This is a genomic window from Amycolatopsis balhimycina FH 1894, assembly GCF_000384295.1.
Taxonomy (GTDB): Bacteria; Actinomycetota; Actinomycetes; order Mycobacteriales; family Pseudonocardiaceae; genus Amycolatopsis; species Amycolatopsis balhimycina.
The window spans coordinates 1,477,795-1,492,042 of the sequence record NZ_KB913037.1 but is presented as its reverse complement, the minus strand read 5'-3'; the positions used below and the strand labels follow the sequence as shown (position 1 = coordinate 1,492,042).

Annotated in this window: 14 protein-coding genes; 4 read left to right on the top strand and 10 right to left on the bottom strand. The window is 69.3% G+C overall.

Annotated features, from left to right (window positions below):
* Window positions 1–66 precede the first annotated feature (66 nt).
* The 3 genes from A3CE_RS0105895 to A3CE_RS0105885 all read right to left on the bottom strand — a co-directional run bounded on the left by A3CE_RS0105895 (window position 67) and on the right by A3CE_RS0105885 (window position 2,182).
* Window positions 67–384 carry a hypothetical protein gene (locus tag A3CE_RS0105895; protein ID WP_020639144.1) on the bottom strand — a complete coding sequence of 106 codons (318 nt, stop codon included), beginning with the start codon at window positions 382–384 and terminating at the stop codon, window positions 67–69.
* Window positions 385–734: 350 nt separating this feature from the next.
* The gene (locus A3CE_RS0105890; RefSeq protein ID WP_020639143.1) at window positions 735–1,604 is read right to left on the bottom strand and encodes an aminoglycoside phosphotransferase family protein; all 870 of its coding nucleotides are present in this window, start codon (window positions 1,602–1,604) and stop codon (window positions 735–737) included.
* On the bottom strand, window positions 1,601–2,182 hold the full coding sequence (locus A3CE_RS0105885) for a GNAT family N-acetyltransferase (protein WP_020639142.1): 582 nt from the start codon (window positions 2,180–2,182) through the stop codon (window positions 1,601–1,603). The genes A3CE_RS0105890 and A3CE_RS0105885 overlap by 4 nt, the downstream gene beginning before the upstream one ends.
* 296 nt (window positions 2,183–2,478) lie before the next feature.
* Between A3CE_RS0105885 and A3CE_RS0105880 the strand changes: the two genes are divergently transcribed.
* Window positions 2,479–2,826: a hypothetical protein gene (locus A3CE_RS0105880; RefSeq protein WP_211231812.1), complete on the top strand. Its 348-nt coding sequence runs from the start codon at window positions 2,479–2,481 to the stop codon at window positions 2,824–2,826.
* A 22-nt stretch (window positions 2,827–2,848) separates the two neighbouring features.
* Here A3CE_RS0105880 and A3CE_RS0105875 read toward each other — a convergent pair whose 3' ends face one another.
* From A3CE_RS0105875 to A3CE_RS0105860, 4 genes are read right to left on the bottom strand one after another with little or no spacing between them, the layout of a single operon-like run.
* Window positions 2,849–4,030 carry a mandelate racemase/muconate lactonizing enzyme family protein gene (locus tag A3CE_RS0105875; protein WP_020639140.1) on the bottom strand — a complete coding sequence of 394 codons (1,182 nt, stop codon included), beginning with the start codon at window positions 4,028–4,030 and terminating at the stop codon, window positions 2,849–2,851.
* 1 nt (window position 4,031) lies between these two features.
* Window positions 4,032–4,859: a carbohydrate ABC transporter permease gene (locus A3CE_RS0105870; protein WP_020639139.1), complete on the bottom strand. Its 828-nt coding sequence runs from the start codon at window positions 4,857–4,859 to the stop codon at window positions 4,032–4,034.
* Entirely contained in the window at window positions 4,859–5,824 is a 966-nt protein-coding gene (locus A3CE_RS0105865; RefSeq protein ID WP_020639138.1) for a carbohydrate ABC transporter permease, read from the bottom strand. Before A3CE_RS0105865 ends, A3CE_RS0105870 begins: the two co-directional genes overlap by 1 nt.
* A gap of 5 nt (window positions 5,825–5,829) precedes the next feature.
* Window positions 5,830–7,098: an ABC transporter substrate-binding protein gene (locus tag A3CE_RS0105860; RefSeq protein WP_020639137.1), complete on the bottom strand. Its 1,269-nt coding sequence runs from the start codon at window positions 7,096–7,098 to the stop codon at window positions 5,830–5,832.
* 140 nt (window positions 7,099–7,238) lie between these two features.
* Here A3CE_RS0105860 and A3CE_RS0105855 point away from each other — a divergent pair, with 140 nt between their 5' ends.
* Complete coding sequence (locus A3CE_RS0105855) at window positions 7,239–8,012, top strand: FadR/GntR family transcriptional regulator (RefSeq protein ID WP_026468201.1); 774 nt, start codon at window positions 7,239–7,241, stop codon at window positions 8,010–8,012.
* A gap of 71 nt (window positions 8,013–8,083) precedes the next feature.
* Here A3CE_RS0105855 and A3CE_RS0105850 read toward each other — a convergent pair whose 3' ends face one another.
* Window positions 8,084–9,421: an MFS transporter gene (locus A3CE_RS0105850; protein WP_020639135.1), complete on the bottom strand. Its 1,338-nt coding sequence runs from the start codon at window positions 9,419–9,421 to the stop codon at window positions 8,084–8,086.
* A gap of 220 nt (window positions 9,422–9,641) precedes the next feature.
* Between A3CE_RS0105850 and A3CE_RS0105845 the strand changes: the two genes are divergently transcribed.
* Window positions 9,642–10,847, top strand: coding sequence for a cytochrome P450 (locus tag A3CE_RS0105845; RefSeq protein WP_020639134.1), 1,206 nt, complete (start codon window positions 9,642–9,644; stop codon window positions 10,845–10,847).
* A 54-nt stretch (window positions 10,848–10,901) separates the two neighbouring features.
* Here A3CE_RS0105845 and A3CE_RS0105840 read toward each other — a convergent pair whose 3' ends face one another.
* Together A3CE_RS0105840 and A3CE_RS0105835 are read right to left on the bottom strand one after the other, a co-directional pair.
* The gene (locus A3CE_RS0105840; protein ID WP_020639133.1) at window positions 10,902–12,263 is read right to left on the bottom strand and encodes an MFS transporter; all 1,362 of its coding nucleotides are present in this window, start codon (window positions 12,261–12,263) and stop codon (window positions 10,902–10,904) included.
* A gap of 215 nt (window positions 12,264–12,478) precedes the next feature.
* Window positions 12,479–13,147 carry a TetR/AcrR family transcriptional regulator gene (locus tag A3CE_RS0105835; protein ID WP_020639132.1) on the bottom strand — a complete coding sequence of 223 codons (669 nt, stop codon included), beginning with the start codon at window positions 13,145–13,147 and terminating at the stop codon, window positions 12,479–12,481.
* Between the two features lie 96 nt (window positions 13,148–13,243).
* Here A3CE_RS0105835 and A3CE_RS0105830 point away from each other — a divergent pair, with 96 nt between their 5' ends.
* Window positions 13,244–14,137, top strand: coding sequence for an SDR family NAD(P)-dependent oxidoreductase (locus A3CE_RS0105830; RefSeq protein WP_020639131.1), 894 nt, complete (start codon window positions 13,244–13,246; stop codon window positions 14,135–14,137).
* The last annotated feature ends 111 nt before the right edge of the window (window positions 14,138–14,248 follow it).

Genomic DNA, 14,248 nt, shown 5'->3' with positions numbered 1-14,248 from the left:
GCTCTCCGGACGATTGATCCATTTCTGTCCGTGCATTCAAAGCGGATCGACGTCCGGAAAAAACGATTACGGAGATTGTTTGGAGATATTTCCCCGCGACGCCGTGCGGGACGCGGTCCCCGCGGCGGCCAGCAGCACGATCGCGAACACCACGTAGGAGGCCGGTAGCCCGCCGGAGCCGCCGGTCGAGCTGAGGGTGCCGCCGATCGCCCGGCCCGGCAACTGCCCCGTGCACTCGGCCGTGATGACCGCGGTGGCGAGTTCCGCCGCCGTGAAGCCGCTCGTGCCCGCGGTCGTCGCGGCGAGGGACGCGGGGGTTCCCGGCCGGAACCGCGCGGTCCCCGGGGGGAGGACCGGTCTGTTGACCGGACCAACACGGGACACGCCGTGAGGCGAACCGACCCGAGCAGTTGCGACAATGTAGATCTTCACCCGTTGGCGTGAACGTGTGAGGAGATGCGTGTTGCAAGAGGTCCGGGACGTGAGCGCGATCAAGCCGGCTCAGTGGGGCGCGTGAGCCGGGTCGACGAGAGCGTTCCGTGGTCGGTGATGTCGGCCGACGGCACACCGGTAGAGCCGGTTCGGCGATTCCTCGTCGATTTCGTCGCCCGAGGCAACAGTGACAAGTCTGTCCGCAGCTACTGCTTCGATCTGCTGAGGGCCGCTGCTCGACCCGGTCCGGCCCGGCGCAGCCGGTTCGCCTCGCCTGAACCACCTCGCCTCGCAAGCGTTGTTCAGTCGGCGAGGGCCTGGGTTATCTGGCGGGTGGTCTGTGCGGCGACGTGGGGGTTGACAGCGGCATAGGTGACGTAGGCGTTCAACCCGGTGGCCAAGGCCCAGCCGCGACCGCGAGTCCAGGTGGCGTCGTCCACATCGAGCGCGGCGCGGAAGGTGGCTCGCGTCTCAGCCGACATGAGGGTGAAGGCAATGGTCAGATCGCACGCTGGATCGCCCACACCGAGCTCACCGAAGTCGATGACGGCGCTGAGGCGGCCGCTGGTCGTCAGCAGGTTGCCGGTGTGGAAATCGCCGTGGAACCAGACCGGTGGACGGTCCCATCCAGGGGCGGCGAGAGCCGCATCCCACAGCGCGGCCATCGCCGCGGTGTCGAAGGCGTCGCCGACCTTCGTGATGGCAGATCGCGTCGCCGCGTCCCGCGCGGCCAGCGGCCGGCCGGTGAGGTCCTCGGTGGTGCCGGCGTCGAACCGGTGGAGTGCGGTCAGGAACTCGGCCAGCACACCGGCGGATTCGTGTGAGCCGGACAGGGCATCGACGGTCGCCACCTCGCCGTCCAGCCAGCGTGACACCGCCCACGGCCACGGATAGCCGAAGTCCGGCTCGCCCACCTCCACCACGACGGGGATGGCCAGAGGCAGGTGCGGGGCCAGCCGGGGCAGCCACTCGGCTTCCTTTCCCGCCTGTCTGATCGCGCCGGCATGGCGAGGCAGCCGAACGGAGAGCTTCTCGCCCAGCCGGTAGATCACATGATCCGAGCCGGACGGCGCGTGCCGGAGCAGCGGCAGCTTGGCCCACTGCGGGAACTGCGTGTCGACCAGACGCCTCGCCAGCGCGGCATCGATGGCCGGAGTTGTTTCGACGGTCATGGACAGCTCCTGCGGGTGGGCAGCGGCAGCGATCCCGAGGGTCCTGGGCGTCGCAGATCCAGCCACATGATGCGGAGGCCGACGTCTCCCAGGGTGGGGTGGCGGAATGCGCCAGGGGCTGTGCCGAGGGTGACGAACCCGAGGCTCTCGTAAAGGCGGACTGCGGCCGTGTTCACGTCGACGACGGCGTTGAACTGGATCGCCGCGAATCCGCTTCGTCGTGCCCAGGTGATCATATCGACGGTGAGGGCGCGGCCCGCACCTGCGCCCCGCGCCTCCCTGGCGACCATCAGACTGCCGGAAGCGATGTGGCTTCCGGGTCCGGGCCGGTTCGCGTACATGTTCGCGGTCCCGACCACCCGGTCGCCGTGGGCGGCGACGACTGCTCTTGCTGGTGTGCCCAGTAGCCACATCCGCCTGGCGTCGAGCTCGCTCATGGTGGGGTCGTAGGAAAAAGTCTGCTGCTCGGTGATGACGTCGTGGATGATCGGCCAAATCTGGGGCCAGTCGTCTTCGCGAACCTCGCGGACCGTGACGGACGGCGCCACGTGGTGCCGGCGGTCAGGCACGTCGTTCACCGCCAAGGCTCGGACCTTGGTCGTCTGCTGGTGTGATCCGGGACTGCACTCCGCTCATGGTGCCGACCGCTGTCCCACGTCACCACCCATTTATCGGCGCACGACTGTTCGGCGCACTCCTATACCGCAGAGCGTGCGTTCGCGTTTGATCAGGCTGACGAGCGTACTGGGGGTGCAACTCGCGGTGGATGACCGGTCCGAGGCATAGCTGCCGAGCTGGGATCTGACACTGTATGCAGTGAGCGAAAGGTGGGCCGATGGAACCAGGTGACGTCGCACGGAAAGCGCTGGCTTGCGTGCGGATCTTCAACGGGGCGCTGGGGTTGTTAGCACCCCGGAAGATGGTGGAAAGCCTGGGCGGTGAACCGGGCGAGGACCAGCGGTTCGGCTATCCCGCACGCATGTTCGGGATCCGCACGCTGGTCCTCGGGGCGGATCTGCTGCTGCTGAAAGCCGACGACGCGGCGGCCCCGCGTATTTTGCGCCAGGCTGTCCTGATCCACGCGACGGACACCGCTGCCGCCGCCTACGCCGGTGCGCGCGGCGAACTCCAGGGCAGGGCGGCGAAGTTCACCGTCGCGATCTCCGCCGTCAACACCGTGCTGGCGGTGATTTCCCTCGTGACTTCGAAGCCGCGCGACTGACCGGCGCCGAGGGGAGTTCGGGTCACACGTTGAGCGCGGCGTCCACCGGTCCGGGGTGCGCGCCGTCCGGGTGCAGGCGGTGGCCGGCGCGTTCCGGCCGGATGTGGGAACCGCCGGATCGCGAGTCGGGGAGCCGGTGGCCGGAGGCGGCGATCGCCGCCTCGTCGAGGCGGATGCCCAGGCCGGGGCGGTCGCCGAGGACGAACGCGCCGTCCTCGACGTGGTGGCCGAACGAGACGCCCAGCGGTGGCACGAGGTCCTGCAGTTCGCTGACCAGGTGGTTCGGTACCGAGGTCGCCGCGTGCAGCAGGCCGATCGGTGAGGTGCCGATCGGGCTGACCGGCAGGTCGTGGGCGTGGGCGAAGGCGGCGACCCGGAGGAAGTGGGTGATGCCCCAGCCCCCGGCCGTCTGGACGATGTCGACCGCGCCCGCCGCGATGAGCGGCCGGTGCTGTTCGAGCCCGGTGAGGTTCTCCCCGGTGGCGACCGAAGCGCGGACGCCCCGGCCGACCGCCGCGTGGCCGTCGGCGTCCCAGCGCCGGACCGGCTCCTCGATCCAGGTCAGGTCGAGCGTCCGCTCGAGCTCGGTGACGTGGCGGACCGCCTGCTTGCGCGTCCAGGTCTCGTTGACGTCGAGCATCAGGCTCGGCCGCGCGCCGTGGCCGGCCTCGGTCAGGACGTCGCGGACCAGCGTCAGCCGGTGCCGGTCGCGGTCGACGTCGAGGCCGCCCTTGAGCTTCGCCGCACGCAGCCCGCGGTCGGCGTAGACCTGGTACAGCGCCACGAGTTCGTCGTCGCCCAGTGCGATGTCCAAACCGGACGCGTAGGCGGGCACGCGGCGGTCGCGGCCACCGAGCAGCCGCCACAGCGGTTCTCCCGCCGCCTGGGCCTTGATGTCCCACAGCGCGGTGTCGAGGGCGCCGATGGTGCCGAAGACCGCGCCCGCGTGGCCCGCCTTGAACGTCCGCCGCAGCATCCGGTCGTAGAGGGCGGTGACGCCGCGCGGGTCTTCGCCTTCGATGGCGTCGAAGACGGTTTCGATCTCCACGTGCGGCCCGAGCCCGACGCCGGTGATGCCTTCGTCGGTCTCGACGACGACGATCGGCACCCGGACGACACCGCCGGTGTACACGCCGTTGGCGTCGCCGATCGGACGGCCCCAGTCCTGGACCGCGGTGAGGGTCCGGTAACCAGCGATGCGCATGTCAGCCTTTCGTGGATCCGGCGGTGACGCCGTCGGCGATCTGGCGTTGCAGGAAGAGGTAGACGACCAGGACCGGGATCGCGGCGATCAGCACGCCGGAGGCGAACGTCGGGATGTTGTCGGAGTACTGCCCCCGCAGCGAAGTGACCCCGACCATCAGCGTGCGGTGCTCGGCCGATGGCATCATCAGCAGAGCGATGAGCACGTCGTTCCAGCAGAAGAGGGCGTTGAGCACGCCGACCGACAGCAGCGCCGGCGCGCCCATCGGCAGCATGATCCGCCAGTAGACCCCGTACACGCTGTTCCCGTCGATGCGGGCGGCGTCGGCGATCTCCGCCGGCACGGTCGAGTAGTAGCTGGTCATGAGGAAGATCGTGAACGGCAGGAACTGGGCCACGTAGACGAGGACCAGCCCGGGATAGGTGTCGATGAGCCCGGCGCCCGCCATGATCCGCGCCAGCGGAACCATGATCACCTGGAAGGGGATGAACAGCGCGGCGAGGATGCCCAGGAAGAGCGCGCGCGAACCGCGGAAGCGCAGCCGGCCGAGCGCGAAGCCCGCCATCGACCCGAGCAGCAGGAGCAGCACGACCGAGCACGCCACGACGATCACCGAGTTCAGGAAGTACCGGGACATCCCGACGCTCGTCCACGCCTTGACGATGTTGTCCCAGCGCAGCGATTCGAACAGGGAGAACCGGTCGAGGACGTACTCGTGGCGCGTTTTCATGGCGACGTTGGCGGTGAACACCAGCGGGTAGATCGTGGCCAGCGCGAGGGCGGCCATCGGGACCGCGACCACCCACTTCGTCAACCGGGTACCGGACATCAGTCCTCCTTGGCCGCGCGTCGCAGGATGCCGATCTGGGCCAGCCCCACCACCAGCATGATCAGGAACAGCACCGTCGACGCCGCCGAAGCGAGCGCGGGCTGGTTCAGCCGGCCCTGCTGGATCCAGATGTAGTACTCGGGCAGGTAGGTCGATCCCGACGGCCCGCCGCTGGTCATCACGAACAGCAGGCCGAACATCGAGGTCAGCATGCCGATCATCGTGGTGACGAAGACGAACTGGATGGTGCGGGACAGGCTGGGGACGATCACGTGCCGGATGGTCTGCGGCAGGGACGCACCGTCCACTTTGGCCGCGTCCAGCAGCGACGCGTCGAGAGTCGAGAACCCGGCCAGGAAGACGACCAGCGCCATGCCGAACGTCGCCCAGACGTGCACCCCGACCACCGCGAAAATCGCCACATCGGGATCGCCGAGCCAGTCCACCGGCCCCAGGCCGATGCTGCCGAGGAGCGTGTTGACCGGCCCGTCGACGGCGAGCAGCAGGGTGAAGATCGCCCCGACGATGACGGGGGAGAGCACCGCGGGGAAGAAGTAGACGCCGCGGTAGAGCCGGTGCCCCGGCACCTTGAGGTAGATGAACGTGGCGAGCAGGCCGGGAAGGGCCACCGCCACCGGGAGCAGCAGCACGAGCAGGCCGACGTTGCGCAGCGCGGTGCGGAACAGGGGATCGCCGAACAGCGTCAGGTAGTTGTCGAAGCCGACCGACGTGCCGTTGCGGTCGCCGTCACCGGTGAAGGAGAAGTTGACGCCGAGCAGCAGCGGCCACAGCCGCAGCGCGACGATGACCAGCACCGCCGGTGCCAGCAGGACGAACGGCGCGAGGCGCTCGGACCGCGACCCCCGGCGGGTGCGCCGGCGCGCCGGCCGGGCCGGCGGGGTGGCGGTCCCCTCGGCCGGCCCGGCCGTGGCCGGGCCGGCCGGGGACAGGGAATGTCCGGCCACGCCGATCAGCCCTTTTCGGAGGCGGCCAGTTGCTGGACCACCGCGTCGACGGAAATCGAGCCGCTGAGCAGCTGCTGCGAGAGCCGGCCCATCAGGTCGAGCGTCTTGGAGGACAGCGCGACGTGGAGGGCAGGCTTGCCGGTCTTGACCTCCGAGAGGATCAACTTGACCGCCGGGCCGCCCTGGCTGACATCGATCGTGGTGTCGGAGGCGATCGCGCCCCCGTCCTCGTAGAAGGCCTTCAACGCGTCGGTCGACGTCAGCGACCGCACCAGGTCCGCGGCCAGTTTCGGGTCCTTGGTCCACTTCGCGACGCCGTACCCGATACCGCCGTCGTAGGGGAGGCTCGGTGTCGCCGCGGGGTTGACCACGGGTGCGTCCATGACGCCGACCTTGTCCGCGCCGAGGAACTCGGCGAAGTCCTTCCAGTGCCCGACGTCGGACATCAGGCCGATGACGTCGGCCGCCTTGCCGGACTGGAAGAGCGCGAACGAGTCGTTGAACATCGCCGTGGAGTTGGGCCCCTCGTTGTTCAGGCCGGCGTCGTTGGCCTGCTTCCACAGCTCGAAGATCCGCTTGACGTCCGGCGAGGACCAGTCCCGCTTCCCGGCGATCCAGTCGTCGTACTCCGGCGGCGTGAGGATCGCCGATCCCATGGCCGACAGGAAGAACTGGATGCCGTCGCCCTCCTTGTTGCCCAGCGCGAAACACTTCGCGCCGGTCTTCTGGGTGATGACGCCGCAGTTCTTGACGAACTCGTCCCACGTCCTGGCCGGCGCCTCCGGGTTCAGGCCGGCCTTTTCGTAGAGCGTCTTGTTGTAGTAGAAGGGATGGCCCTGCAGGGTGACCGGTTCCGCGTAGGTCTTCCCGGCCTTGCCGAACGCGTCCCAGCCGGCCAGCCGCCCCTTGTCTTCGGCGACGTAGGAGTCCAGCGGGGTGAGCGCGTCGGACCGGTCGCGGATCTGCCCGCCGCCGTTGAAGAGGATGACGTCGGGCCCTTTGCCTGCCTGGATCGCCGCTCCGAGGAGCGTGTAGTACTGGTCGTAGGGCTGAGCCACGAACTCGACGTCGACGCCGGGATGCTTCTTGGCGAAGTCGGCCTTGGCCTTCGCCACGTAGCCGGCCGCCTTCGCGTCGCCGGACTTCCAGTCCCAGACCACGAGCTTGTCGCCGGAGCCGCCGGACGGGGAACCCGGCCCGGCGGCGCTGCCGCAACCGGCGGTCAACGCCAGGCCGGCGACCAGGGCTGCGGACCAAAGTGCGCGCTGCTTCATTGCTGCTCACTTCTTCAGACGGGTGACGGGCGAACGGACAGCCCGCGAGTGCCGGTAAACATAAGTCGTATGACGTGTGACGTCAACGGTGTTCTTGCCGTACACTCACCGAGTCGAACGTGAGCTCCACCGGAGGACAGATGACGGCTTCAGGCCCCGATGCGACCGTGGGCCCGCCCAGTGCTCCGGCGTGGGTGCGGCGGCCGGCGAACCTCGCGAGTGCCGTCACCGCCGAACTCGTGGACCGCATCGTGCGCGGAGTCCACCGCCCCGGGACGTCGTTGCCGGCCGAGCCCGCGCTGTGCGAGGCGTTCTCGGTGAGCCGGACCGTTGTCCGCGAAGCCGTGAAGGTCCTTCAGGAGAAGGGCCTGGTCCAGGTGCGCCAGGGCGCGGGCACGGTGGTGACCCCGCCGTCGATGTGGAACATGCTCGACGAGCTCGTCCTCGGCGCGGCCGTCGCCGAGGACGACACCCTGACCGTGCTCGACGACGTCGTGGTCACCCGCAGGCTGCTCGAATCGGACATGGCCTTCGTCGTCGCCCGGACCGCCGGCCAGGACACGATCGACCGGCTGGGCGCCCTCGTGGACCGGATGGACCAGCTCGTGGACGACGCCCTGGCCTATCGCGACCAGGACCTGGCCTTCCACGACACGATCATGCAGTGCTCGGGCAACCGCATCGCCCGTGGTGTCGTGCGCGCGCTGGAGAGCCAGGTCGGCAACACCGCCCGCTACACGGGCCGCAGCGAACGCGCGGGGTGCGAGGCGTCCAACCGGGGACACCGCCGCGTCTACGAGCGGATCGCCGCGCGCGACCCGGACGGCGCCGCCGAGGCCATGTCCGCCCACATCACCGAGGCTTGGCTCCTGCGCCGCGGCCGATCCGGCGACCCCGGCCGCCTGGATCGCTAGCGGCCCGCCCCAAGGTCTTGAATGACTCATTCAGGACCTCCGAAGACCTGAATGAGTCATTCAGGACGCGGTCAGCCGACCGGGGCGGCGGACGAGTACAGGCCGCGCTCGTAGGTCTCCGACAAGCCGAGCTGGCAGCCGAAGGTGATCAGGCTGATGACCACGGCGTAGGCGGTCACCGACCACGACGAGCCGGTCGCGCCGTACAGGGCGGTGGCGACCAGGGGGAACACCGCGCCGCCGAGAATGGTGCCCAGCTGCAGGCTCAGCGAGGCTCCGCTGTAGCGGATCTCGGTGGGGAACAGCTCGGCGAAGAATGCCGGCTGCGGCCCGATGTAGGCGGCCTGCAGGACGAGCATCACCACCAGGTCGACCAGGATCAGCGGGACCGACCCCGTGTCCGCGATCGGCAGGAACACCGCGGCCCACACGACCAGGGCAGCGCAGCCGAGGGTCATGACCCGGCGGCGGCCCCACCGGTCCGACAACCGGGCGAACAGCACGACCGTGGCGGCGAAGGCGACCGAGGCGATGATCAGCAGGGTGAGCACGGTCGGGGTGGGCACGTGGAGCTGCTTGTTCGCATAGGACACGAAGTAGACGATCACCAGGTAACCCAGGCCGCCGATGCCGAGATACGTCCCCGCCGCGAGCAGGATCGTGCGCGGGTGGCTGCGGAGCACGTCGACCAGCGGTGCCCGGAGGCGCGGGCGTTCGGCGGCCAGCGCGGCGCGGAACAGCGGGCTCTCCGCGATGCGCAGCCGGACGAACAGGCCCACCCCGACCAGCACCGCGCTCGCCAGGAAGGGAATCCGCCAGGCCCAGTCGGCGAACTGCGCCTTGCTGGCCGTCCCGGAGACCACCAGGAAGATCAGGTTGGACAGGATGATGCCGGTGGGCAGGCCGAGCGCCACGAAGCCGCCGAAGAAGCCGCGACGACGGTCGGGTGCGTGTTCGACCGCCATCAGCACGGCCCCGCCCCACTCGCCGCCCAGCCCGAACCCCTGCACACACCGCAGGACGACGAGCAGGATCGGGGCCCACACGCCGATCTGGGCGTACGTCGGCAGGACGCCGATGAGGAACGTACTGCCGCCCATCAGCATCAGTGACCACACGAGCATCGACTTGCGGCCGAGGCGGTCCCCGAAATGGCCCATCACGATTCCGCCGAGTGGCCGGGCCGCGAACCCGATCGCGAATGTCGCGAAAGAGGCGAGCGTGCCGGCGAGCTCCGAGGCCTTGGGGAAGAACTGCGGGCCGAACACCAGGGCCGCCGCCGTGCCGTAGATGAAGAAGTCGTACCACTCGATGGTCGTGCCGACCGCCCCCGCGAAAGCCACCCGGCGGGCTTCGGAAGTGCCGGAGGTGCCGGAAGTGCCGGTCTGGCCGGAAGTGCTGCTCGACATTGCGCCTCCTGGCTGGGCTTCGCGCCAGTGGGAGTCCGTGCCCGCTTAAGTTATATTCCCGTTCGACGGCCGTCAAACTTCCGCGGAATGATCGCCGGTACGGGCGCTGACCTGCCTGCTTTTGCCGATTCCGGTGCGCTGATCGGCTGATTTCCGGGTGGTCCCGGATGCGCGATCGTCGAGGCGACGGTGATGCAAGACGGAGTGAACAGGAGTGCCGATGGACACGGCCGCGCGTGAGCCTCTCCCGTACCCGTTCGGACCGCCGGTGGCGTTGGAACAGCACCCGCGTTTCGAAGATTTGAGGCGAGGCGAAGCACCGGTCCGGATCACGATGCCCTACGGCGGCGATGCCTGGCTGGTGACCCGGTACGAGCAGGTGAGGTTCGTGCTCTCCGACCCGCGTTTCTCCCGTGCGGCGGCGGCCGGCGCCGACGTCCCGCGCGCGCGTCCGGGCTTCGAGCCGGTGGGCAACCTGCTGTGCATGGATCCGCCGGACCACAGCCGGATCCGGTCCCTGGTCGCGAAGGCCTTCACCGTTCGCCGGGTCGACCGGCTGCGGCCGCGTGTCCAGGAGATCGCCGACGACTTGCTCGACCGGATGATCGCGGCCGGGCCGCCCGCCGACTTCGCCGCGGCGGTGGCGTGGGAGCTGCCGGTGCAGGTGATCTGCGAGCTGCTCGGCGTTCCGCACACCGACCGCGAGGTGATCCGCCGGTGCACGGAGACCATCGTGGCCGTGGGCAAGGACGTCACCCCCGCGGACGTCACCGGCGCGCGCGACCAGCTGGTCGGCTGCCTGACCACCCTGATCGACCGGCGGAAGGCCGAGCCCGCGGACGACCTGCTGACCGCGCTCGTGGCCGCCCGCGACGAGGGCGATCGGCTCGGCGACAACGAGCTGCTCATGCTGGGCATCGCCCTGCTGACCGGTGGCCACGAATCGACCGCGAACCAGATCGGCAGCTTCGTCTACCAGCTGCTGTCCCAGCAGCACCTGTGGGACACGCTGGCCGGTGACCCCGAGCTGGTGCCGGCCGCGGTCGAGGAGCTGCTGCGGTTCGTACCGCTGGTGACCGTGACCGATCTGGCCCGGATCGCCACCGAGAACCTCGAAATCGGCGGCCAGGAGATCCGCGCCGGGGACGCGGTCCTGGTCCAGCTGGATTCCGCGAACTGCGACGAGCAGGTGTTCCCGGACGCCGGGCGGATCGACTTCGGCCGGAAGGTCAACCACCACCTCGCGTTCGGCTTCGGGGTGCACCGCTGCGTCGGCGCGCCGCTGGCCAGGCTGGAGCTGTGCGTGGTGCTCGAGACGCTGATCCGGCGGCTTCCGAGCCTGCGTCTCGCGGTGGCTGCCGAGGAGGTCGAGTGGTCGGCCGACCGCCTGATCCGAGGCGTCCGGAAACTGCCGGTGGCCTGGTGAGCCCGTCGATCCGGACGCGGCTGCGTCCGTCGCCCGGCCTCGCGCGGTCCGGGTTCAGTCCGTGGCGGGGGATTCGGTCGTCACTGCGCTGGGTTCCCGGGACTTCAGCTTGGTTCCCAAAGCGATCGCCAGCAGCGCGCCGGCGACCATGCAGGCGCCGACCACCCAGAGGCCCGTCCGCTGGCTGCCGGTCAGGTCGCGCAGCCAGCCGGTGATGTAGGGCGCGGCGAAACCGCTGACGTTGCCCAGCGAGTTGATCAGCGCAATCCCGCCGGCCGCGGCCGAACCGGCCAGGAAGCTCGAGGGCAGCGCCCAGAACGTCGGCAGCGCCGCGCAGACTCCCACCGCGCAGACGGTGACTGCGGCCATCGCGGCATACGGGTTGCCGAGGTAGAGCGCGATCGGGATGGCGATGCCGCCGATCAGCATCGGGAGCGCGACGTGCCACGTCCGCTCGCGCGTCCGGTCGCCGTGGCGTGCCCAGACCACCATGACCACCGCCGCGATGGCGTACGGCACCGCGATGACCAGACCGGCTTGGAGCACCGAAAGCTTGGTGCCGAACTGCTGGCCGAACCCGGCGACGATGGTCGGGAGGAAGAAACCCAGCGCGTAGAGGCCGTAGGCGATCGCGAAGTAGACGAACGCGAGCCCCAGGATCCGCGGGTGCGTGAGAGCCTTCCGCAGCGTCCAGTGGTGCTCCGTCTCCTTCGCCTGCCGTTCGCGTTCCAGCTCGGCCACCAGCCAGGTCCGCTCGTCGTCGGTCAGCCAGTTCGCCTTTTCCGGCCGGTCGGTGAGGTAGAACCAGGTGACGAACGCGAGCAGGATCGCCGGAATACCCTCGACCAGGAACATGAACCGCCAGCCGGCCAGCCCGAAGACGCCGTGGCCGTTGACGATGAGCAGGCTGGACAGCGTGGAGCCCAGCGCCGAGGACACCGGGATCGCCGTCATGAAAAGGGCGACCGCCTTCGCCCGTTGCGCCGCCGGGAACCAGTACGTCAGGTAGAGGATGATCCCGGGGAAGAACCCGGCTTCCGCCACGCCCAGCAGGAACCGCAGGATGACCAGCGTGGCCGGGTTGGGCACGAAGGCCATCACGGTGGCCACCACACCCCAGGTGATCATGATCCGGGCGATCCAGCGGCGCGCGCCGAACCGGTGCAGCGCCAGGTTGCTCGGCACTTCGAGGATCAGGTAGCCGAGGAAGAAGATGCCGGAGGCGAACCCGAACGCGGTCGCGGTCAGGCCCAGCTCCTTGTTCATCCCGTTCGGGCCCGCGAAGCCGATGTTGACGCGGTCCAGGTAGTTGACGAAGTAGAGCAGCGCCAGGAACGGCATGATCCGAATGGCGACCTTGCCCAGTACCCGGTTGCCGGCCGCGGAGGGAACCTCGGCTTGTTCGATCGGTTTCATGGCAAAGTTCCTTCTGGCGGTACCGCACGCGGCGGCACGTGACTTGCCGAGCAGGTGCCCAACATTGGTGAGCGAGTGTTTAACACAAGGCCACACAGAGGATCAAGGCAACCCGCGCACCGGCCGCGGTCGAAACGCGGGATTTCGGCAAGCCCCGATTGACAATTCGGATCAAGACCGAAGCCGGGGAAACGAAATCCCGGCGGAAGCCGCGGTTAGGACCGCGCCAGGGTGCCCGCGATCAGCGTGGCCACGGCGTCCTCGAGGGTGGCGCGCATGTCGAGGCGAAGCGCAGCCACGGCTGGGTCGGCTTCGTAGGCGGCCAGCGCGCTGGGGGAAGGGCGGCAGTAGGTCGACAGGGTGCCGGCCAGGATCAGCGTCATCATGGTCACGTTCCGGGCGGCGCCGTCACCGAGTTCCGGCACATAGCGGCGGAGGAGACCGGCCGCGGTCGCGATGTAGCCGAGCGCGGACCGCTTGTGCCGCACGACGACGTCGACGGACACGTTGTGCTCCAGCACGTTGGTCTGGGCGTTGACGAGATCGAGCAGGACTGTCCGGCGGGCGAGGGACGCGCCGACCACCGCGGCGACCTGGTCGCCGCGCTCGCGCGCCGGCAGGCTCGGATCGACTCCCGCGGCCAGCTCGTCCGGTACCTCCGCCAGCCACCCGTCCATAGCGCGTTCGAGCAGCTGGAACAGCACCGCCTCGCGGGACTCGAAGTACCGCAGCACGTTCGACTTGGCCAGCCCGACCCGCCGGCTGAGCTCGTTGAGGCTCAGCTCGGCGACCGGCATCTCGTCGAGCATCGCCAAAGCCGTGTCGAGGACGGCCTGACGCCGGATCTCCCGCTGCTCCTCGCTGCGCGCCCGCTGGAATGTCATACCCCACAGTTTACAAACCGCCAGTCTCTTGACAGTAGACCGGCGGTCTTTTACTGTGGGTGACATAAGAGACCGTCAGTCTTTAAGGAGACCGCCATGAAGTGGACCGAACGCGACATCCCGGATCAGCGGGGCCGGGTCGCGGTGGTGACCGGCGCCAACACCGGCCTGGGCTTCGAAACCGCCCGTGCGCTGGCCGGGCACGGCGCCTCGGTGGTGCTGGCCGTGCGGGACATCGAGAAGGGCAAGAAGGCGGCTGCGCGCATGTCCGGCGACGTCAGCGTGCAGGAGCTGGATCTGACCTCGCTCGAATCGGTCCGCGCCGCCGCGGACGCGCTGCGCGCCACGCACCCGCGGATCGACCTGCTGGTCAACAACGCCGGCGTGATGTACACGCCGAAGCAGGCCACGCACGACGGGTTCGAGCTGCAGTTCGGCACCAATCACCTCGGCCACTTCGCCTTCACCGGGCTGGTCCTGGACCTCCTGCTGCCCGTGGCCGGGTCCCGCGTGGTGACCGTCAGCAGTGTCGCGCACCGCATCCGCGCCGCGATCCACTTCGACGACCTGCAGTGGGAGCGGTCCTACGGCCGGGTCGCGGCGTACGGCCAGTCGAAGCTGGCGAACCTGATGTTCACCTACGAGCTGCAGCGCCGCCTCGCGGCGCACGGCACCACGATCGCCGTCGCGGCGCACCCCGGCTTGTCCGACACCGAACTCACGCGCAACTCCCCGGCCGTCATCCGGGTGCTCAGTCCCCTGATTGCGCCGCTGGCGAGCCAGAAGCCGGACATGGGCGCGCTGCCGACCCTGCGCGCGGCCACTGACGACGCCGTCCTCGGCGGCCAGTACTACGGCCCGGACGGGCTGGGCGAGTCCCGGGGGCACCCGCGGGTCGTCACGTCCAGCCCGGAGTCCTACGACGTGACCGTCCAGCGACGGCTGTGGTCGGTGTCCGAGGAACTCACCGGCGTGAAGTTCCCGGTGTAGTGAAAAGGCTGCGGGGCAAGGGATTCTCGAGCCGTTGCCGCTGAGCCCACCCCTGGCGAAGTCTGGAAGCGCTTACTCGTCCCGCGCTTCGGAGCTGTCCGAACCGGAAAG

What these genes read in the sequence shown, in the direction of transcription:
- A3CE_RS0105860 (WP_020639137.1), bottom strand. Translation starts at nt 7,098, where the DNA reads ATGAAGCAGCGCGCACTTTGGTCCGCAGCCCTGGTCGCCGGCCTGGCG.
- A3CE_RS0105850 (WP_020639135.1), bottom strand. Translation starts at nt 9,421, where the DNA reads ATGTCGAGCAGCACTTCCGGCCAGACCGGCACTTCCGGCACCTCCGGC.
- A3CE_RS0105835 (WP_020639132.1), bottom strand. Translation starts at nt 13,147, where the DNA reads ATGACATTCCAGCGGGCGCGCAGCGAGGAGCAGCGGGAGATCCGGCGT.
- A3CE_RS0105875 (WP_020639140.1), bottom strand. Translation starts at nt 4,030, where the DNA reads ATGCGCATCGCTGGTTACCGGACCCTCACCGCGGTCCAGGACTGGGGC.
- A3CE_RS0105840 (WP_020639133.1), bottom strand. Translation starts at nt 12,263, where the DNA reads ATGAAACCGATCGAACAAGCCGAGGTTCCCTCCGCGGCCGGCAACCGG.
- A3CE_RS0105830 (WP_020639131.1), top strand. Translation starts at nt 13,244, where the DNA reads ATGAAGTGGACCGAACGCGACATCCCGGATCAGCGGGGCCGGGTCGCG.
- A3CE_RS0105845 (WP_020639134.1), top strand. Translation starts at nt 9,642, where the DNA reads ATGGACACGGCCGCGCGTGAGCCTCTCCCGTACCCGTTCGGACCGCCG.
- A3CE_RS0105855 (WP_026468201.1), top strand. Translation starts at nt 7,239, where the DNA reads ATGACGGCTTCAGGCCCCGATGCGACCGTGGGCCCGCCCAGTGCTCCG.
- A3CE_RS0105870 (WP_020639139.1), bottom strand. Translation starts at nt 4,859, where the DNA reads ATGTCCGGTACCCGGTTGACGAAGTGGGTGGTCGCGGTCCCGATGGCC.
- A3CE_RS0105890 (WP_020639143.1), bottom strand. Translation starts at nt 1,604, where the DNA reads ATGACCGTCGAAACAACTCCGGCCATCGATGCCGCGCTGGCGAGGCGT.